Here is a 17,640-nt window from a genome sequence, read left to right on the forward strand (position 1 = left end):
GAATGACACGTCCATGACACATCCGATGTATGGCGGGCATCAAGAACGCGTTTTCGGACAACTTCCGGCCCTGGGGGCGGCATGACGGAGAACAGCGGGCCCGGCAGCCCGATCGAGCACGGATTTCCGCACCTGGAGACCGTGCGCGCCTCGATCGCCGCGCTGTTCCGGCGCCTGTCCGCCGACGGGGTCCGCGCCTACGCCGGCAGCCTCGCCCCCGCGGACGCCGCCTTCACGGCCGAGGACGACCTGCACCTGGGAGCCCAGCGGGTGGCCTCGGCGGTGGTGCGCGCGCTGCGGCTGCCCGACGCGCGCATGGTGGTGAGCTTCCGGCCGATGGAGGAGGCGGCGACCGTGGAACTGGCGGCGGGGCCCGAGTACTTCATCGAGGTCAACGACCGCTTCCGCGTCCACCGGCGCGATCTGGCGGCGGCCCTCGCCCACGAGGTCACCCACGTCCTGCTGCACCGCCTGGACCTCTCCTTTCCCGCCACCGCGAAGAACGAGATCCTCACCGACACCGCCGCCGCCCACCTCGGCGTCGGCTGGCTGCTGCTCGACGCGTACCGCGAGGACGCGCTGACCCACCAGAAGCTCGGCTACCTCACCCCCGAGGAGTTCGGGTACGTCCTCGCCCGGCGCGCCCGGCTGACCGGCGAGGACCTCTCCGCCTGGTTCACCAGCCCGCAGGCGTACGAGGCCTACGCGCGCGGCCGCGCCATGGCCGAGCGGGATCTGCGCCGGCCTCCGCTCGCCGCCGCGGGCCCGGTGGCGCGGCTGCGCTACGCCAAGGACCGCCGGGCCGGGGCCGCTTCGGGGCGGGGGGCGGCGTACCGCTTCGAACGCCTCGACGACGGCCTGCGGGTGAGCTTCCCCTGCCCGGTGTGCGAGCAGCGGCTGCGGGTGCCGGTGCGCGGGCGGCTGAGGGTGCGGTGCGGGCTGTGCCGCACGGTCCTGGACTGCGATACGTAGCGCCGCGGGGCGGGGGGTTCACCGGGTGGCCACAAAAAGTTTCCTACCGGCCGGTAGACAACGGTGCGGATCTCGCCAACTCTGATCACGTACATGTCAACGCGTGATCGAGGAGCGTCCCCCCATGCGCAGCACCCGTACCGCCACCGCCGCCGCGGTGGCCGCAGCGGCCGCCGTCCTGACCCTGGTTCCGGCCACCGCCGCCCAGGCGGCCCCGGCCGCCCCGGCGTCCGTCACCGCGTCCGCGCCTGGCGGAAACGCTGCGATCCTCGGCATCGACTACGCCACCTGGCAGCGCGATGTCGCCGCCGTCATCGACGCCGCGCGTCCCGCCATCGAGCAGCGCATCGCCGCCGCCCCGGCCGGTGAGAAGCCGGCGATCGTCCTCGACATCGACAACAGCTCGCTGGAGACGGACTTCCACTGGTTCTGGACCTTCCCGACCCCCGCGATCTCCAAGGTCCGCGAGCTGACCCGGTACGCGAACGACCGCGGGGTGGCGATCTTCTTCGTCACCGCCCGCCCCGGGATCATCCACTCCCTCACCGAGCGCAACCTCAAGGCGGTCGGCTACCCCGTCTCCGGCCTCTACGTCCGCGATCTGCCCGACCTGTTCGACGAGGTCAGCGCCTACAAGACGGGCAAGCGCGCCGAGATCGAGGCCCGCGGCTACACGATCATCGCCAACATCGGCAACAACGAGAGCGACCTGGTCGGCGGCCACGCCGAGCGCACCGTCAAGCTGCCGGACTACGACGGCAAGCTGTCCTGACGGCCGAGGGCCGCGGTGATGGCGTTGACCGCGGCCCAGCCGAAGGCCATGGCCGGGCCGATCGTCGCGCCCGGCCCGGGGTAGGTCTCCCCCATCACCGCCGCCGAGCAGTTGCCGGACGCGTAGAGGCCCTCGACGGGTGAGGAGTCCTCGCGGAGCACCCGGCCGTCGCCGTCCGTGACCAGGCCTCCCTTGGTGCCGATGTCCCCCGGGTGCACGGGCACCGCGTAGAAGGGGGCCTTCACGATCGGCGCCAGGTTCGGGTTCGGCAGCGTCGGGTCCCCGTAGTAGCGGTCGTAGACGCTCTCGCCGCGCCCGAAGTCCTCGTCCGTGCCCGCCTCGGCGAAGCCGTTGAAGCGGCGGATCGCCGCGGGCAGGCCGGGCGCTGCGATCCGCCGGGCCAGCTCCTCCACGGTGTCCGCCTCCTTCAGGAAGCCGCTCTCCCGCCACGCCTTGGGGAAGGGCTGCCCGGGGAAGAGGCCGGCGAACAGGTAGCGGGCCTTGGAGCGGGCGTCGAGGATCAGCCAGGACGGCACCGTCCGGGCCTCCGGGCGGTCGGCGGCGTACATCCGGTCCACGAACGCGTGGTACGGCAGCGCCTCGTTGGCGTACCGCTCCCCCGCCTCGTTGACGATCACCATCCCCGGGATGCCGCGGTCGGCGACCAGGAAGAACGGCTTCTCCCCCGGCGGGCACACCGAGGGCGCGCCCCAGACCTTGTCCAGCAGGTCGGTGGCGGCCCCCAGTTCGCCGGCGAGCCGCAGGGCGTCGCCGGTCTGGCCCTCCGCGGCGTGCGTCCAGGCCGTCGAGGTGGGCGCGGGCAGGTGCTTCTCCCGTAGCGCCTGGTCGTGCGAGAAGCCGCCCGAGGCCAGGACCACCCCGCCCCGGGCCCGTACGGCCACCTCGCGGCCGTCCCGCTCCACCCGTACGCCCGTCACCCGGCCCGCGGCGTCCGTGACCAGCCCGGTCAGCGGCGCCGACAGCCACAGCTCCCCGCCGAGCCGCTCCAGCGAGAGCCGCATCCGGGCGATCAGCGCCTCGCCGAGGGAGAGCAGCCTGCGGCCGGTGGCCAGCGCCTTGACGGCCCGCGCCCCGACCTTCAGGGACGCCTTCTTGCCGGCCCAGGTGCGGCCGACCATGTTCAGGAAGCGGAAGTCGTACGAGGTCATGGTCAGCCCGTAGGTGGGCAGGCCCGCCCGGCGCATGCCGTGGCGCAGGGCGCCCAGGCGGTTGAAGTCCACGATGCACGGCTCGACGGAGCGGCCCTGGGCCATGCCGCCCTGGGCCTCGGGGAAGTAGTCCGCGTAGCCGGGGGTGTACATGAAGCGGATCTCGGTGCGGTCGTGGAACTCGCGGACCATGCGCGGCCCGTGGGAGAGGTACGCGTCCTTGCGGGCGGCCGGGACACGGTCGCCGACGGTGGCGTCGAGGTAGGCGCGGGCCTTGTCGTAGGTGTCGGCGAGGCCCGCCCGGTCGAGGTGGAAGTTGCCGGGGACCCAGATGGCCCCGCCGGACAGGGCGGTGGAGCCGCCGTACTTGTCGGTCTTCTCCACGACGAGGGCGGTCAGGCCGCGCAGGCGGGCGGTGACGGCCGCGGCGAGGCCGGCCGCGCCGGACCCCACCACGACCACGTCGTACTCGTACTCGAACCCGTACTCGGGCGCGTTGTCGGATGTCACGATGCGAAGGCTCCGGTGGCGTAGTCGCTGCGGAAGTACAGCAGGGGCGATCCGCCGTCGCGGGCGGTCGGTTCGAGGACCCGGGCGGTGACCAGGTAGTGGTCGCCGGCCTCGTGGACCTCTTCGAGGGCGCAGTCGACGGTGGCGAGGGCCCCGGAGATCCGGACGGCGCCGTGCTGTGACAGCTCCCAGTCGACCCCGTCGAACTTCTCGCCGCCGCGCCGCCCGAGGGCCTGGCACACCTCCCGCTGTTCCTCGGCGAGGATGCTGACCCCGAACCGGCCGGCCGCCCGGACGGCGGGCCAGCTGGAGGAGGACCTGCCCACGCACAGCAGGACCAGCGGCGGATCCAGGGACAGGGAGGCGAAGGACTGGCAGGCCAGGCCCGCCGGACTGCCGTCCTCCCCGACGGCCGCGACGACGGTGATGCCGGAGGCGAAGGCTCCGAGCACCTCGCGGAACGAGGCCGGGTCGATCAGCCGTTCCACTGGTGGCCCCAGAAGCTGTCCGCGGTGATCTCCTTCGCCGTCCAGGTGGCGGGGTCGACGACGAGTCCGTCCCAGCCGTATTCGACCTGGAAGCCGCCGGGGGCCTGCGCGTAGAAGGAGACCATGTGGTCGTTGGAGTGCCGGCCGAGGGTGGAGGCGATGGGGATGCCCGCCCGGTTCATGCGGTCCAGGCAGTAGCCGACGTCGTCGAGCCGCTCCAGTTCGACCATGAAGTGGACGATGCCGGGCGGCAGCGCGCCCGGGTAGAGGCCGAGGCTGTGGTGGCGGCGGTTGGGGCTGAGGAAGTGCATCCAGTGGAAGTCGCGGCCGGGCTCGCCGGTGGGGACCGCGACCGGGGGCAGCCTCATCGAATCGCGCAGCTGGAAGCCGAGGAGGTTCTCGTAGAAGTCGAGGGTGGCCCCGGTGTCGGGGGCCGGGAGGACGACGTGGCCGAGGCCGAGGTCCCCGTGGGGGCCGCCCGTGACGAAGCGGTTCCCGTACGGGGCGGCGAGCGGGCTGTGGTCCTGGGCCTGGCCCCAGTAGATCTCCAGCGGATTGCCGCTGGGGTCCTCGCAGTGGACGAGTCCCTGGACGCGCCGGTCGGCGAGGGTGGCGGCGTCGCCCTCCTTGACGGCGAACCCGGCGGCCTCCAGCTCGGTGGCCGCGTCCTCCAGCGCGCGGGAGTTCGCGACCTCGAAGCCGGCGGCGAGCAGCCGGTCCTGGCTGCCGGCGACGAACTGGAAGCGGTGGACGCGGTCGTCGATCCGGACGTTGAGGAGGGTGTCGGTGGTGCCCTCGGCCTCGGCCATGCCGAGGATGTCGAGGACGTACGTGCGCCAGGCGGCGAGGTCGGCGGTCTCGATGCGGAGGTAGCCGAGTGCGCGGATGTCCATGTGAAGGCTCCCTAGTACCGGAAGAAGGCGGTGGCGAGGCGGTTGAACTCGGCGGCGGCCTCGGTCTGCGCCCAGTGGCCGCAGCGCGGGAAGACGTGGAGCCGGGCGTCGGGGATGGCCTTCAGGGCGAGGAAGGCGCCGTCGACGGGGTTGACGCGGTCCTCGCGGCCCCAGGTCAGGAGCACGGGCCGGGTGATGCGGTGGGCCTCGCGCCAGAGCATGGTGTCCTCGGGCCACCTGGCGAAGGTGGCGGCCATGCGGGCGTTGCCGAGCCGGGCCTGCGGGTCGGTGGCCTGGGCGTAGCGCTCCTCGACGAGCGCGTCGGTGACGAGCGCCGGGTCGTGGACGAGGGTGGTGAGGAAGGTGCGCATCTGCTCGCGGGTGGGGTCGGGCGCGAGGCTGAACTCGAAGAGCCGCTTGATGCCTTCGGTGGGGTCGGCGGAGAACAGGTTGAGGGAGATCCCGCCGGGGCCCATCAGCAGGAGCTTGTCGACCCGGTCGGGGTGGTCGAGGGCGAGGCGGGTGGCGGTGCCGCCGCCGAGGGAGTTCCCGATGAAGTGGGCGCGCTCGATGCGCAGTTCGTCCATGAGGGCGACGAGCGCGCGGGCGCTGTAGGTGAAGTAGTCGCGGTCGGGCTCGGGTTTGTCGGAGCGGCCGTAGCAGGGCTGGTCGACGAGCAGGGTGCGGAAGTGCTCGGCGAAGTGGGGCAGGTTGCCGCCGAAGTTGGACCAGCCGGAGGCGCCGGGGCCGCCGCCGTGCAGCATGATCACGGCGGGTGCCTGCGGGTCCGCCGGTCCGGCCTCGTGGAAGTGGAGGGTCAGGCCCGCGGCCTTGGCGGTCCGGGAGGTGTTCTCGTACGTGAGGCTCACAGCATCGTGTCCTGGATGTCGAGGCCGAGGGCGCCCTGGCCGAAGAGGACCAGGGCCCGCTCGGGGTCGTTGGCGGCGTGGCCGCGCCCGGTGTGGACGTCGCGCCAGGCCCTCTGGACGGGGTTGGGGCCGGTGCGCAGGGCGCTGCCGCCCGCGTTCTCCATGAGGAGGTCGACGGCGGCGACGCAGCGCTCGGTGGCCAGGACCTGGTCGCGGCGGGCCCGGGTGCGCAGGGGTGTCGGCAGCTCCTCGCCGCGTTCGGCGAGGGCGTACAGCTCGGCGATGTTGCGCCGGAGCTGGAGCCAGGAGGCGTCGATGTCGCTCGCGGCGCGGGCGATGCGGACCTGCGCGAAGGGGTCCTCGGCGACCTGCTGGCCGTAGGAGATGCGGAAGCGCTCGCGGGTGGCGGCGACGTAGTCCTCGTACGCGCCCTCGGCGATCCCGACGATCGGGGTCGAGATGGTGGTGGTGAAGACGGCGGCGTACGGGAGCCGGTAGAGCGGTTCGGGGTTGAGCCGGTGGCCGGGGACCTGGAGGGCGGTGACCGGGCCGAAGCTCAGGGCGCGGTGCTCGGGGACGAACACCTGGTCCAGGGTGATGTCGTTGGAGCCGGAGCCGCGCAGGCCGACGGTGTCCCAGACCTCGTCGATGCGGTACTGGGAGCGGGGGACGAGGAAGGTCCGCATGTCCACGGGCCGGCCTTCGGCGTCGGTGACGAGTCCGCCGAGCAGGGCCCAGTCGGCGTGGTCGCAGCCGGAGGAGAAGTGCCAGCGGCCGCTGATGGTGAACCCCCCGTCGACGGGGGTGACCTTGCCGGTGGGCGCGTAGGAGGAGCAGATGCGGGTGTCGGGGTCCTCGCCCCAGACCTCTTCCTGGGCGCGGGGGTCGTAGAGGGCGACGTGCCAGGGGTGCACGCCGACGACGGAGGCGACCCAGCCGGTGGAGCCGCAGGCCTTGGCTATCTCCTTGACGGCGGCGTAGAAGACGGCGGGGTCGGCGGCGAGGCCGCCGTGGGCCTTGGGCTGGAGGAGGCGGAAGAAGCCGGTGTCGGCCAGCTCCTTGATGCTGGCCTCGGGCACTTTGCGCAGGGCTTCGGCCTCGGCGGTGCGCTCGCGGAGGCCGGGGGCGAGTGCGCGGACCGCTGCGAGGACCTCTTCGTCGCTCATGGTGTCCCCTTGCTGCGTCGGACGTCGGGATCGATGGCGTGGAACGTACGCCGGGTGCCGCGGGCGCGGAACGCGCCGTTCCCGCTGAGTGGGAAGCCGGTCCGGGGCTCGGGCTCGCGCCCCGCCCGGCGCGCATCCGACCCACACCTGGCTACCCAAAGTATTACTGAATGAAATACCTCGGTCCGGGTTCTTCCCTCCGCCCCGGGGCCCGTGGCAGGGTCGCCCCAACGCCTCACGCAGGGGGTTCCTCGTGCTTGACCAGGTCATGGAGTCCGCGCTCGCACCGCTGTCGCTGCTGGAGAAGGCCGCGCGGGTGCTGGGCGCCTTCGAGGGTCCGGAGCCGCGGCTCTCGCTCACCGAGGTCGTACGCCGCTCCGGAATCCCGCGCTCCTCCGCCCACCGGATCCTCGACCAGCTGGTGCAGCTGCGCTGGCTGGACCGCGAGGGCCGGGACTACCGGATGGGCATGCGCATGCTGGAGCTGGGGGCGCTGGCCTCCCACCACAACCGGCTGCGCCGGGCCGCCCTCCCCCTGCTGCACGCGCTCCACGAGCAGACCGGGCAGCTGGTGCACCTGTCGGTGCTGGACGGGGCCGAGGTGGTCTGCCTGGAGCGGATCGGCGGCTCGGAGGCCACCGCCGTGCCCTCCCGGGTGGGCGGGCGGATGCCCGCGTACTGCACGGCCGCCGGCAAGGCGGTGCTCGCGTTCGGCGATCCGGCGGCGGTGGAGCACGTCCTGGCCCAGGGGCTGCGGCCGCGCACGGCCCGCACGCTCATCCGGCCGCTCGCGCTGCGCTCGGAGCTGGCGGCCACCCGCGAGCGCGGGGTGGCCTACGACCGGGAGGAGAGCTTCCGCGGGATCTCCTGCGTGGCCGCCCCGCTGCGGGGCGCGGGCCGGGCCGTCGCCGCGGTCTCGGTCTCCTCCTGCCGGAGCGAGCGCGAACTGGCCCGGCTGGGACCGGTGGTCGCGGCGTGCGCGCGGGCCGTGTGGCGCGAGCTGTACGGACCGGGGCGCGCGGGGCGTTCGGCGGCCGCTCCGTCGCGGGATCCGGAACCGGCGGTGTCCGCGCAGGCGATGGACAACATGATGGGCTGGCTGCGGTTCAGCGAGTGGATGTAGCGGGTACAGATATCCCACGGACCCGACCCCTCGCCAGGGGGCCGGGCCCGATACTTTTGGTCCCCATGACCACTTTGGAGACCATCCACGACGTTCCCGTCATGATGTACCCCGCCGTGGGCGCGCCCATCGCCGCCGAGGCCGACGCCCTGGATCTCATCGGCGATGCCTCGTACCAGGGCGCCCAGTGGGCCGTCGTCCCCGCCGAGCGGTTCGACGACGCCTTCTTCCGGCTGCGCACCCGCGTCGCCGGCGACATCATCCAGAAGTTCGCCCAGTACCGCATGGGCCTCGTCGTCCTCGGCGACGTCTCCCGGCACACGGAGGCCAGTTCGGCGCTGCGGGACTTCGTCCGCGAGTGCAACCGCGGACGCCAGACCTGGTTCCTGGCCGATGTCGAAGAGCTCCGGGAACGCCTGAAGGGCTGAGGCGGCGCAGGTCAGTCCGCGACGGCGGCCGGCTGCGGCCCCACGGTCTCGACCGTGCCGTCCCGCCGGGCGCGTTCGGCGGCGAGGACGGTCAGGTGGCTGGTGAGGGACTCCCGCGGGCCGGACTTCACCAGCTCGGGATCGCCGGTGGCGACGGCGGCGACGAAGGTGTCCATGAGGCCCGCGTCGCCGCCGCCGTGGCCGCCCGCCGCGTCCATCGCCCCCGCGTCGCCGCCCAGTGCGACCTGCTCCTCGGTGCGCGTCAGGAAGTCGTAGACCCGCAGGCTCCGCCCGTCGCCGCGCAGTTCGCCGCGGGTGCCGAAGACGCGGGTCTGGCGGTCCGCCTGCTCGGTGAAGGCGGTCATGGTGAAGGTGGCCGTGGCCCCGGAGTCGAACTCCATGGCCACCACCTGGTGGTCGACCACGTCGTTGTCGCAGGCGTACACGCACCGCCCGTACGGTCCTTCGCGCAGCGCGCTCTCCAGTGCCCGCGGGGTGAACTCGTCGAGCACCACGTTCAGCGGCCAGGAGTGCTCGCCGCGGGCCAGCCGGTCGCCGTACTCGCGGGTGGCGGAGTACGGGCAGGTGCTCTCCACGGCGCAGTCCAGGCAGCGGTCCGCCGCGCCGGCGGGCCTGTTCCCGGGCCTGAAGTGGGAGAGGCGGCCGAAGCTGGAGACGCGGACGGGCGGCCGGCCGAGCACGTACTGGAGCCAGTCCAGATCGTGGCAGGACTTGGCCATCAGCATGGACGTCGCCTGGTCCTCGCGGCGCCAGTTGCCCCGTACGAACGAGTGGGCCTGGTGCCAGAAGCCGACCGGCTCCAGGTGCTGGACGCTGACGACGTCCCCGAGCCGGCCGGAGTCGACGACGGCCTTCAGCGCCCGCGTGTAGGGGGTGTAGCGCAGGACGTGGCCGACCGCGAGGGTCACCCCGGCCTCCTCCACCGCGTCCACGATCCGCCGGCACTCCGCCTCCGTCAGCGCCATCGGCTTCTCGAGCAGGATGTGGTAGCCGAGCGCGGCGAAGGCCAGGACGGGCTCCAGGTGGTCCCGGTCCAGGGTGCAGATCAGCACCGCGTCGGCGATCCGCCCGCGGGCGGCCAGCTCCCGCCAGTCGCCCACGGCCGCCCCGGGCCCGATCCCGTGGTCGGCCGCGAGCCTCTCCCGCCGGACCGTGCGCGGTTCGGCCACGGCGACGACCTTCGCCCGCTCCGGGTGGGCCAGGACCCAGCGGGCGTAGCCGGTTCCCCGGTTTCCGGCGCCGACGACGGCGAGAGTGACAACGGCAGGCATGCGTAAGCCTTTCCCTGCGGCCCGCCGTTCCAGTCGGTGCCGGCCGGTGCTAGTGCTGTGACCGGAAAGGTTCACCGGGTCGCGGCGCCCGGCACGGCACCTCGCCGCGTTGTCGGACCACGCAAGTACGTCCAGTACGAGCCGCGGTCCTCCGCCTTGCGATGCACCGCACCGGACGCCGCGACCCGGCAAACCTTTCCGGCCACAGCACTAGTCGTAGGTGATCCGCACCCGCGCCCGGCCTTCCGCGCGTGCCTGGCAGGCCAGGACGTAGCCCTCGGCCAGGTCCTCCCGGTCGAGGACCTCGTTGCGGGCCATGGTGACCTCGCCCGCCACGACCCGGCAGCAGCATGCGCTGCAGGCCCCCTCCCGGCAGGAGTACGGGGCCGCGACGCCCGCCGCGAGGAGCGCGTCGAGCAGCGGGGTCCCCTCGGGCCAGGGCACGGTGTGCCGTTCTCCGTCGAGCTCCACCTCGGCGGTGGTCCCGTCGGTCGCGGGGGTCGGCGCCGGCCCCGGGGCGAAGACGTCCGCGCTCAGGGAGAAGTAGCGCTCGCGGTGGATCCGGTCCGGCGCGGCCCCGGCCGAGCGGAGCGCGGTCTCGGCGGCGTCCATCAGCGGGCCGGGCCCGCACAGGTAGGCATCACGACCGGCGTACGGGGCCACCTGCGCGCCGAGTCGCACGGCGGTCGGCAGCCCCTGGAGGGTCTCCAGCCAGTGGATGACGGTCAGCCGCCCCGGATGTGCCTCGGCCAGCCTCCACAGCTCGTCCCGGAAGATCACCGACTCGGGGTCGCGGTTGGCGTACAGCAGGGCGACGCTCCCGCGGCCCGCCGCCAGCGCCGACTTCGCGAGGGAGAGCACGGGGGTGATGCCGCTGCCGCCCGCCACGAGGAGGAGGTCCCGGTCGAGGCCGCCGGGCCCGGGGGTGAAGGTGCCGGCGGGCGGCAGGACCTCCAGCTCGTCGCCCGGGGCCACCGCGTCGCAGATCCAGCCGGAGCCGAGCCCGCCGGGCACCCGCTTGGCGGTGATCCGCATCGGCTCGCCGGTGTGCGGGGAGCTGGCCAGCGAGTAGCAGCGGGCGGCGCCGCCCGGGATCCGGAGGGTGAGGAACTGCCCGGGGCGGTAGGGGAGTTCCGGGTACAGGACGAGGGAGACGGCCTCCGGGGTCTCCTGGATCCGCTCCACGACGCGGACCCGCAGCGTGCCGGGGGCTCCGCCCGGGGACGGAGCCGGGGCCGCGGCCGGGACCGGGGCCGGGCGGGCCGACGTAGAAGCGTGGTCACGGGACATCGGCGGGCACCTCCAGACGGCCCTCCCGGACGGCGGCCTCGATGCTCGCGCGCAGGGCCGGGCAGGAGCGGACGCGGGCGCTGAGCTCCCCGGACGCCACCTCGGCGGCGATGCGCGGGCAGAGGGCGGCGGCCTCGCCGGTCCACTGGACCTGGGTGTGCGCGGGGCTGAACTTCTCGCACAGCACGCCGGCGCCGCACTCCGCGCAGACGAGGGGGCGCATCACGGGGCCTCGGCCCGGCGGGCGAGGTTCTCGGCGACCTCGGCCTTCCAGGCGGCGGTGGCGCGGGTGGTGTCGATCTCGAACTCGAAGCGGCGGACCATCTCCTCGCGGACGTCGGCTGCGTCCACGTAGAACTGCTCGTACCAGCGGCGGAGCTGGTAGACGGGGCCGTCCTCCTCGGTGAGGAGGGGGTTGTCGATGCGGGTCTTGTTCCGCCAGATCTCGACGTCCTGCTCGAATCCGACGGCGAGGCCCTCGGAGGTGAGGCGGGCGGCGTCGGCGGCCTGCTCGTCGCTCATGCCGGGGAGCTTCCTGACGATGGCCCCGTACATGAGCATGAAGCTGTTCTCGTCGATCGGGTAGTGGCAGTTGATGAGGACCGATTCGAGCTCGACGCCGCCGCCGACGTCGCTCCACAGCTTGTCGATCATGTAGGAGGGGCCGTGGTAGGAGGCGTCGGAGCGCAGGCCGCCGCCGGTGGAGAGGGTGCCGAGGTCGACGTCGCCGCGCGGGGTGGACTCCATGTACTGGGTGGCGACGTGGCCGTCGAAGACGTTCTTGAAGTAGTGGGGGAAGGCGTAGTGCACGTAGTAGAAGTGCGCCATGTCCACGACGTTGTCGACGATCTCGCGGCAGTTGGAGTTCTCGACGCGCAGGAAGTTCCAGCTCCAGTCGCTCCACTCGGGGCTGCCGACGCCCTCGATCTCGGGGATGGTGACGCCGGCGGGCGGCGGGTTGCCCTCGGGGTCGTGCCAGACGTAGAGCTGGGCGTTGCGCTCCAGGGTGGTCCAGGCGTGGGTCCGGGCGCGGGGCGGGATGCGGCGGGCGTAGGGGATGGCGGCGCAGCGGCCGTTGCCGGACCAGCGCCAGTCGTGGAAGGGGCAGGCGAGGGTGTCGCCCTTGACGGTGCCGTGGGCGAGGTTGCCGCCCATGTGGGGGCAGTAGGCGTTCAGGACGTGCAGTTCGCCGGTGTCCTGGCCCTGGAAGACGACGAGCCGGGTGCCGAAGGCTTCGATTTCGTGGGGGGTTCCGTCCCGGAAGGGGGCGGCCAGTCCTAGGCAGTGCCAGCCGCGGGCGAAGCGGGTTGGCACTGCGGCCGCCTCGATGGTGCGGGGTTCTTCTTCGGCTGGGGTCGTTTCGGCCATCGGTGGCCCTCCACTTCGTTGTGGTGTCGTACGGCAGGTTCGAGGTCGGGCTGGCCGCCGTGTCCTGGAGCTCCGCCCCAGACCCCGCGCCTCAAACGCCGGCGGGGCTGGATTTGCCCGCCCCAAGTCCGCAAGTGCGGGCACAGGACCGGGGCTGCGCGCCCTAGCGCTCCGCGGCGAGTTCGAGGGCGATGTCGATCAGTTGGTCCTCCTGGCCGCCGACCAGGCGGCGTTCGCCCGCGCGCAGGAGGATCTCGGCGCCGGAGACGCCGTAGCGTTCGGCCTGGCGGTAGGCGTGCTTGAGGAAGCTGGAGTAGACCCCGGCGTGGCCCATGAGCAGGGCCATGCGGTCGAGTCGGCACTCCTCGTCCATGACGGGCCGGACCACGTCCTCCGCCGCGTCGATGATCTTCAGGACGTCGATGCCGGTGCGCAGGCCCATCTTCTGGCAGACGGCGGCGAAGGCCTCGACGGGCGTGTTGCCCGCGCCTGCGCCGAGGCGGCGGGTGGAGCCGTCGATCTGGAGCGCCCCGGCTCGGACGGCGGCGACCGAGTTGCCGACGCCGAGGCCGAGGTTCTCGTGGCCGTGGAAGCCGACCTGGGCGTCCCGGCCGAGTTCGGCGACGAGCGCGGCGACCCGGTCGGTGACCTCGTCCATGACCATGGCGCCGGCGGAGTCGACGACGTACACGCACTGGCAGCCGGCGTCGGCCATGATGCGGGCCTGGCGGGCGAGGTTCTCGGGGGTGGTGGAGTGGGCCATCATCAGGAAGCCGACGGTCTCCAGGCCCATCTCGCGGGCGAGCCCGAAGTGCTGGACCGAGATGTCGGCCTCGGTGCAGTGCGTGGCGATCCGGCAGATCTCGCCGCCGTTGCCGTGGGCGGCGCGGATGTCGTCCTTGACGCCGAGGCCCGGCAGCATCAGGAAGGCGATCTTCGCGTTCCGCGCCGTGTCCGCGGCGATCTTGATGAGCTCCTGCTCGGGGGTCTTCGAGAAGCCGTAGTTGAAGGAGGAGCCGCCGAGCCCGTCCCCGTGGGCGACCTCGATGACGGGGACGCCGGCGGCGTCGAGGGCGGTGACGACGGACCGTACGTCCTCGCCCGTGAACCGGTGGCGTTTGGCGTGGGAGCCGTCGCGCAGCGAGGAGTCGGTGATCCGGATGTCGAGGGTGTCGGAGTACGGGTGCGTGTTCACGCGGTGAGCCCCTTCGCGAACTCCTCGCCGACCTTGGTGGCGGCGGCGGTCATGATGTCGAGGTTTCCGGCGTACGGGGGCAGGTAGTCGCCCGCGCCCTCCACCTCCAGGAAGATCGCGACGCGGGCCGTTGCGCCGTTCAGCGGAGAGGGGTCGTCGAACTGCGGCTCGGTGCGCAGCCGGTAGCCCGGTACGTACGAGGCCACGTCCTCGGCGACCTGTTTGACGGAGGCGGCGACGGCCTCGCGGTCGGCGTCGGCCGGGATCGCGCAGAAGACGGTGTCGCGCATGATGACGGGCGGCTCGGCGGGGTTGAGGATGATGATGGCCTTGCCGCGTGCGGCGCCGCCGATCTCCTCGATGCCCCGCGCGGTGGTGCGGGTGAACTCGTCGATGTTGGCGCGGGTGCCGGGGCCCGCCGAGACGGAGGCGACCGAGGCGACGATCTCGGCGTAGGCGACGGGGACCACGCGGGAGACGGCGTACACCATGGGGATGGTGGCCTGCCCGCCGCAGGTGATCATGTTGACGTTGGCCTGGTCGAGGTGGGCGGTCAGGTTCGCGGGCGGGACGACGGCGGGGCCGACGGCCGCCGGGGTCAGGTCGATGGCCTTGATGCCGAGGGCGGCGTAGCGCGGAGCGTTGGCGCGGTGCACGTACGCCGAGGTGGCCTCGAAGACGAGGTCGGGGAGTTCGTCCTGGGCCAGCAGCCGGTCGACGCCCTCGTGGGTGGTCTCCAGTCCGGCGCGGCGGGCGCGGGCGAGGCCCTCGCTGTCCGGGTCGACGCCGATCATCCAGCGGGGCTCGATGTGCGGGGAGCGCAGGAGCTTGTGGAGCAGGTCGGTTCCGATGTTGCCGGAGCCGACGATGGCGGCGGTCGCTTTCCTCACGGGGTACCTCGCTCAGGGCTCAGGAGAAGGAGAGGGACACCGAGCCGAGCCCGGTGAACTCGGCGGTGTACGTGCGTCCGGCGGCCACGTCCACGGCGCGGGTGCACGATCCGGGCAGGACGAGGTGGCCCTTGCGCAGCGGGACGCCGAAGCGGGCGACGGTGCGGGCCAGCCAGGCGACGGCGGTGGCGGGGTCGCCGAGGACGGCGTCGGAGCGGCCGGCGGCGAGGGTCTCGCCACCGCTGTCGAGCCGGGCCTCGATCGCCTTCAGGTCCAGCTCGCGCGGGTCGCGGCCCTCCCCGATGACGTATCCGGCGGAGGAGGCGTTGTCGGCGATGGTGTCGGCGAGGGAGATCCGCCAGTCGGCGATCCGGCTGTCGATGAGCTCCAGGGCGGGGACGACGCGTGCGGTGGCGGCGAGGACGTCGGCCTCGGTGCAGCCCTCGCCCGGCAGGTCGGCGCCGAGGACGAAGCCGACCTCGACCTCGATGCGGGGCGCGCAGTACGCGGCTGCCGGGACGGGGGTGTCCTCGCGGAGCTCCATCGCGTCGAGGAGGTGCCCGTAGTCGGGCTCGTCGACGCCCATCATGGCCTGCATGACGGGGGACGAGAGCCCGACCTTGTGCCCGGTGACGACGGCTCCGTCCGCGCAGCGCGCCCGGATGCCCAGGAGTTGGATCTCGTACGCGTCCTGCGCGCCGATGCCCTCGTACAGCTCGGTCAGCGGCCTCATGGGGGCCCGCCGCCGCTCCGCCGCGCTCAGCAGCTCGGCGGCCTCGCGCCGGTGCCGGTCGTTCAGCATGGGGTCCTCCCGGCTGCGGTGGTGTGTGGTGCGGCAGACGGTAGGCGGGGGGCGGGGGCGGGCGGGAGGCCGTGTTCCCGCTGAGCGGGAAAGGCCTTGGGCGGCCTTTCCCGGCTCTTACGCGGCCTTACGCGGTCACGGTCTCGGGGTGCGGCTGCGACTGCGGCTCCGGGGACACGGCGGTGCGGGGCAGCGCCAGGCACAGCACCGCGCTGAGCAGGAACCCGGCGGTCACCCAGGGCATGGCGGTGGTCAGGGCGTGGGTGGAGCCGCCGTCGGCGACGGCGCCGAAGAAGACGGAACCGATGACGGCCGCGCCGAGGGCGCCGCCGAACTGCTGGGCGGTGGAGAAGATTCCGGAGGCGCCGCCGGCGATGTCGGCGGGGACGGCGGAGAGCACCACGTTGACCAGCGGCACCACGAGGAAGCCGAGTCCGGCGCCCGCGACGAGCAGGCCGGGCACGAGCGGCCAGGCACCGGTGTGCGCGGCGGTGGAGTGGGCGACTGCGTACCAGACCCAGGCGAAGCCGCCCGCCATCATGAGCGCGCCGGCGGCCAGGACGAGGCGGCCGAAGCGGACGGCGAGGGTGTCGGCGGCCGGGGCGGTGAGGAAGCCGCCGACGGAGAAGGCGACGGTGACCAGGCCCGCCTGCATCGGGGTGTAGCCCTCGCTGCCCTGGAGCCAGATCGCGAAGATCAGGAAGAAGCCCTGCATGCCGACGGAGAAGAGGAGTTGGACGGCGAGGCCGAAGGAGAAGGCGGGCAGCCGGAACGCGCGGACGGGCAGCAGGGGCACGGTCGCCGCCGCGCGCCGGCGGGCTTCGAGGACGCCGAGGCCGGCCACGGCGAGGACGCCGGCGGCCAGGCAGAGCCAGCCCCACAGCGGCCATCCGTTGGCCTCGCCCTGCACCAGCGGCAGCACGATGGCGATCAGACCGCCGGCGAGGACGAGGCTGCCGAGCAGGTCGGGCCGGCCGGCGCCGCGCTCGCGGGTGGCGGGGACCAGGACGGCGCCGGCGGCGAGGGTGACCAGGGAGACGGGCACGTTGACGAGGAAGACGGAGCGCCAGCCCCAGCCGAAGAGGTCGGCGTCGGTGAGCAGGCCGCCGAGCAGCAGCCCGACGGCGGAGGCGAAGCCGGCGACGGCCCCGTACATCCCGAAGACCGCCCCGCGCTCCTTGCCGTGGAAGAGGGTGCGGAAGGAGCCGAGCACCTGGGGCATCAGCAGGGCGGCCGTCACGCCCTGCACGGCGCGGGCGGCGATCAGCTGGCCGGGGCTCTGGGCGATGCCGCAGGCCAGGCTGGCCAGTCCGAAGCCGGCGGTCCCGGCGAGGAAGAGCGCCTTGCGGCCGTACCGGTCGCCGAGGTGGCCGGAGACGATCAGGGTGGCGGCGAAGCCGAGGAGATAGGCGGAGACGAGCCACTGGAGGGCGCTCTCCGAGGCGTGCAGATCACGGCCTATGGAAGGAATGGCGACGTTGACGATGGTCACGTCGAGCAGGTCCATGAGCGCGGCGACCATCATGACGACGGCGGCGGCCCAGCGGCGTGGATACGGGGTCATGGCGGTCTCCAAGTCTTTCGTTCGGACAAACGAAAGACTTGCACGCGGGTACGGTTGATCACAACTCTTTCGTTCGTCCGAACTAAATTCTTGCTACGGTGACCCCATGAGCGAAGACGCGGAGGCTCGGCGCGCGGCGGTCCTGGAGGAGCTCAACCGGACGGGCCGGGCGACGAGCGCGGCGACGGTGATGTTCCACGAGGCGGCGGCCGCGAAGCAGGGGCTGAGCGCGACGGAGTCGAAGACCCTGGACCTGCTCCAGCAGCGCGGCCCGCTGACGGCCAAGGAGCTGTCGCAGCACACCGCGCTCGCCCCGGCGTCGGTGACGGGCCTGATCGACCGGCTGGAACGGAAGGGCTACGTCCGCCGCGTCAAGCACCCCACGGACAAGCGGCGGATCCTGGTCGAGGCACTCCCCGACCGCCTGGACGCGCTCCGGCCGGTGTTCGACGACTGGGCCCGCGAGGTCTCGGAACTGTGCGGCGAGTTCACCACGGAGGAACTGGAAACGGTGATCCGCTTCCTCCACGGCTCCAACACCCGCCAACTCCGCGCGGCGGCCCGCCTGTCGGACTGACGCCGAGTGGTCGGGCGCGGCTCCGCTGCTGGGGCTCCGCCCCAGACCCCGCGCCTCAAACGCCGGCGAGGCTTGGGTTTGTCCCCCCGGGCGGGATCTCGATCGCCGGGCCTGTCCGCGGGGTCCCTCCGGGACGTCTCCTCGTCCTCGCGCACCAAGCCTCGTCACTGGCGTGCGGCTTTGGTTGCGCGCTCGTCCTGCGGGGACGCCCCTGCGCGCCCCCGCTCCCCCCGCGGGTCCCAGGGCCCCGGCTCGGTGTAGGGGGAGTCGAT

General features: G+C 73.1%; 18 protein-coding genes. 5 read left to right on the forward strand and 13 right to left on the reverse strand.

The genetic code is table 11. From position 1 onward, the window contains the following. Positions 1-81: 81 nt before the first annotated feature. Both ACFWBN_RS31975 and ACFWBN_RS31980 read left to right on the forward strand, forming a co-directional pair. Entirely contained in the window at positions 82-972 is an 891-nt protein-coding gene (locus ACFWBN_RS31975; RefSeq protein WP_385182649.1) for a hypothetical protein, read from the forward strand. A 124-nt stretch (positions 973-1,096) separates the two neighbouring features. Further along, complete coding sequence (locus ACFWBN_RS31980) at positions 1,097-1,744, forward strand: HAD family acid phosphatase (protein ID WP_385182652.1); 648 nt, start codon at positions 1,097-1,099, stop codon at positions 1,742-1,744. Here ACFWBN_RS31980 and ACFWBN_RS31985 read toward each other — a convergent pair. From ACFWBN_RS31985 to hsaA, 5 genes are read right to left on the reverse strand one after another with little or no spacing between them, the layout of a single operon-like run. Then, positions 1,723-3,423 (reverse strand): FAD-dependent oxidoreductase, encoded by a 1,701-nt coding sequence (locus ACFWBN_RS31985; RefSeq protein ID WP_385182655.1) that lies wholly within the window; start codon positions 3,421-3,423, stop codon positions 1,723-1,725. The genes ACFWBN_RS31980 and ACFWBN_RS31985 overlap by 22 nt on opposite strands. Continuing rightward, on the reverse strand, positions 3,420-3,911 hold the full coding sequence (locus ACFWBN_RS31990) for a flavin reductase family protein (protein WP_385182657.1): 492 nt from the start codon (positions 3,909-3,911) through the stop codon (positions 3,420-3,422). The genes ACFWBN_RS31985 and ACFWBN_RS31990 overlap by 4 nt, the downstream gene beginning before the upstream one ends. Next, the gene (locus ACFWBN_RS31995) at positions 3,899-4,804 is read right to left on the reverse strand and encodes a VOC family protein (protein WP_385182659.1); all 906 of its coding nucleotides are present in this window, start codon (positions 4,802-4,804) and stop codon (positions 3,899-3,901) included. Before ACFWBN_RS31995 ends, ACFWBN_RS31990 begins: the two co-directional genes overlap by 13 nt. Before the next feature lie 11 nt (positions 4,805-4,815). Beyond that, positions 4,816-5,673, reverse strand: coding sequence for a 4,5:9,10-diseco-3-hydroxy-5,9,17-trioxoandrosta-1(10),2-diene-4-oate hydrolase (hsaD, locus tag ACFWBN_RS32000; RefSeq protein ID WP_385182662.1), 858 nt, complete (start codon positions 5,671-5,673; stop codon positions 4,816-4,818). Then, on the reverse strand, positions 5,670-6,839 hold the full coding sequence (gene hsaA / locus ACFWBN_RS32005) for a 3-hydroxy-9,10-secoandrosta-1,3,5(10)-triene-9,17-dione monooxygenase oxygenase subunit (protein WP_385182665.1): 1,170 nt from the start codon (positions 6,837-6,839) through the stop codon (positions 5,670-5,672). The genes hsaD and hsaA overlap by 4 nt, the downstream gene beginning before the upstream one ends. A gap of 253 nt (positions 6,840-7,092) precedes the next feature. Between hsaA and ACFWBN_RS32010 the strand changes: the two genes are divergently transcribed. Beyond that, positions 7,093-7,962 carry an IclR family transcriptional regulator gene (locus ACFWBN_RS32010; RefSeq protein WP_385182668.1) on the forward strand — a complete coding sequence of 290 codons (870 nt, stop codon included), beginning with the start codon at positions 7,093-7,095 and terminating at the stop codon, positions 7,960-7,962. Positions 7,963-8,027: 65 nt separating this feature from the next. Next, on the forward strand, positions 8,028-8,390 hold the full coding sequence (locus ACFWBN_RS32015) for a DUF4180 domain-containing protein (RefSeq protein WP_385182671.1): 363 nt from the start codon (positions 8,028-8,030) through the stop codon (positions 8,388-8,390). A gap of 11 nt (positions 8,391-8,401) precedes the next feature. Here ACFWBN_RS32015 and ACFWBN_RS32020 read toward each other — a convergent pair whose 3' ends face one another. The 8 genes from ACFWBN_RS32020 to ACFWBN_RS32055 form a co-directional block, all read right to left on the reverse strand. Next, positions 8,402-9,682: a Gfo/Idh/MocA family protein gene (locus ACFWBN_RS32020; protein WP_385182674.1), complete on the reverse strand. Its 1,281-nt coding sequence runs from the start codon at positions 9,680-9,682 to the stop codon at positions 8,402-8,404. Positions 9,683-9,892: 210 nt separating this feature from the next. After that, complete coding sequence (locus tag ACFWBN_RS32025) at positions 9,893-10,972, reverse strand: 2Fe-2S iron-sulfur cluster-binding protein (RefSeq protein WP_385182676.1); 1,080 nt, start codon at positions 10,970-10,972, stop codon at positions 9,893-9,895. After that, positions 10,962-11,195 (reverse strand): hypothetical protein, encoded by a 234-nt coding sequence (locus ACFWBN_RS32030; RefSeq protein ID WP_385182679.1) that lies wholly within the window; start codon positions 11,193-11,195, stop codon positions 10,962-10,964. The genes ACFWBN_RS32025 and ACFWBN_RS32030 overlap by 11 nt, the downstream gene beginning before the upstream one ends. After that, the gene (locus ACFWBN_RS32035) at positions 11,195-12,340 is read right to left on the reverse strand and encodes a Rieske 2Fe-2S domain-containing protein (RefSeq protein ID WP_385182682.1); all 1,146 of its coding nucleotides are present in this window, start codon (positions 12,338-12,340) and stop codon (positions 11,195-11,197) included. The genes ACFWBN_RS32030 and ACFWBN_RS32035 overlap by 1 nt, the downstream gene beginning before the upstream one ends. Positions 12,341-12,503: 163 nt before the next feature. Then, positions 12,504-13,535 carry a 4-hydroxy-2-oxovalerate aldolase gene (gene dmpG, locus ACFWBN_RS32040; protein ID WP_385182686.1) on the reverse strand — a complete coding sequence of 344 codons (1,032 nt, stop codon included), beginning with the start codon at positions 13,533-13,535 and terminating at the stop codon, positions 12,504-12,506. Then, positions 13,532-14,425: an acetaldehyde dehydrogenase (acetylating) gene (locus tag ACFWBN_RS32045; RefSeq protein WP_385182688.1), complete on the reverse strand. Its 894-nt coding sequence runs from the start codon at positions 14,423-14,425 to the stop codon at positions 13,532-13,534. Before ACFWBN_RS32045 ends, dmpG begins: the two co-directional genes overlap by 4 nt. 19 nt (positions 14,426-14,444) lie before the next feature. Beyond that, on the reverse strand, positions 14,445-15,227 hold the full coding sequence (locus ACFWBN_RS32050) for a 2-keto-4-pentenoate hydratase (protein ID WP_385182691.1): 783 nt from the start codon (positions 15,225-15,227) through the stop codon (positions 14,445-14,447). A gap of 127 nt (positions 15,228-15,354) precedes the next feature. Further along, a complete protein-coding gene (locus ACFWBN_RS32055) occupies positions 15,355-16,791 on the reverse strand; it encodes an MFS transporter (protein ID WP_385182694.1) in 1,437 nt (478 codons plus the stop codon). A 106-nt stretch (positions 16,792-16,897) separates the two neighbouring features. Here ACFWBN_RS32055 and ACFWBN_RS32060 point away from each other — a divergent pair, with 106 nt between their 5' ends. Further along, entirely contained in the window at positions 16,898-17,368 is a 471-nt protein-coding gene (locus ACFWBN_RS32060; protein ID WP_385182698.1) for a MarR family winged helix-turn-helix transcriptional regulator, read from the forward strand. Positions 17,369-17,640: the final 272 nt, after the last annotated feature.

It is taken from the genome of Streptomyces sp. NPDC059989 (genome assembly GCF_042736975.1).
Taxonomy (GTDB): domain Bacteria; phylum Actinomycetota; class Actinomycetes; order Streptomycetales; family Streptomycetaceae; genus Streptomyces.

Excerpts from the sequence above, each read along its gene's own strand:
- ACFWBN_RS31975 (WP_385182649.1), top strand. The coding sequence starts at position 82 with ATGACGGAGAACAGCGGGCCCGGCAGCCCGATCGAGCACGGATTTCCG.
- ACFWBN_RS31980 (WP_385182652.1), top strand. The coding sequence starts at position 1,097 with ATGCGCAGCACCCGTACCGCCACCGCCGCCGCGGTGGCCGCAGCGGCC.
- ACFWBN_RS31995 (WP_385182659.1), bottom strand. The coding sequence starts at position 4,804 with ATGGACATCCGCGCACTCGGCTACCTCCGCATCGAGACCGCCGACCTC.
- hsaA (WP_385182665.1), bottom strand. The coding sequence starts at position 6,839 with ATGAGCGACGAAGAGGTCCTCGCAGCGGTCCGCGCACTCGCCCCCGGC.
- ACFWBN_RS32015 (WP_385182671.1), top strand. The coding sequence starts at position 8,028 with ATGACCACTTTGGAGACCATCCACGACGTTCCCGTCATGATGTACCCC.
- ACFWBN_RS32020 (WP_385182674.1), bottom strand. The coding sequence starts at position 9,682 with ATGCCTGCCGTTGTCACTCTCGCCGTCGTCGGCGCCGGAAACCGGGGA.
- ACFWBN_RS32025 (WP_385182676.1), bottom strand. The coding sequence starts at position 10,972 with ATGTCCCGTGACCACGCTTCTACGTCGGCCCGCCCGGCCCCGGTCCCG.
- ACFWBN_RS32030 (WP_385182679.1), bottom strand. The coding sequence starts at position 11,195 with ATGCGCCCCCTCGTCTGCGCGGAGTGCGGCGCCGGCGTGCTGTGCGAG.
- ACFWBN_RS32035 (WP_385182682.1), bottom strand. The coding sequence starts at position 12,340 with ATGGCCGAAACGACCCCAGCCGAAGAAGAACCCCGCACCATCGAGGCG.
- ACFWBN_RS32050 (WP_385182691.1), bottom strand. The coding sequence starts at position 15,227 with ATGCTGAACGACCGGCACCGGCGCGAGGCCGCCGAGCTGCTGAGCGCG.
- ACFWBN_RS32055 (WP_385182694.1), bottom strand. The coding sequence starts at position 16,791 with ATGACCCCGTATCCACGCCGCTGGGCCGCCGCCGTCGTCATGATGGTC.
- ACFWBN_RS32060 (WP_385182698.1), top strand. The coding sequence starts at position 16,898 with ATGAGCGAAGACGCGGAGGCTCGGCGCGCGGCGGTCCTGGAGGAGCTC.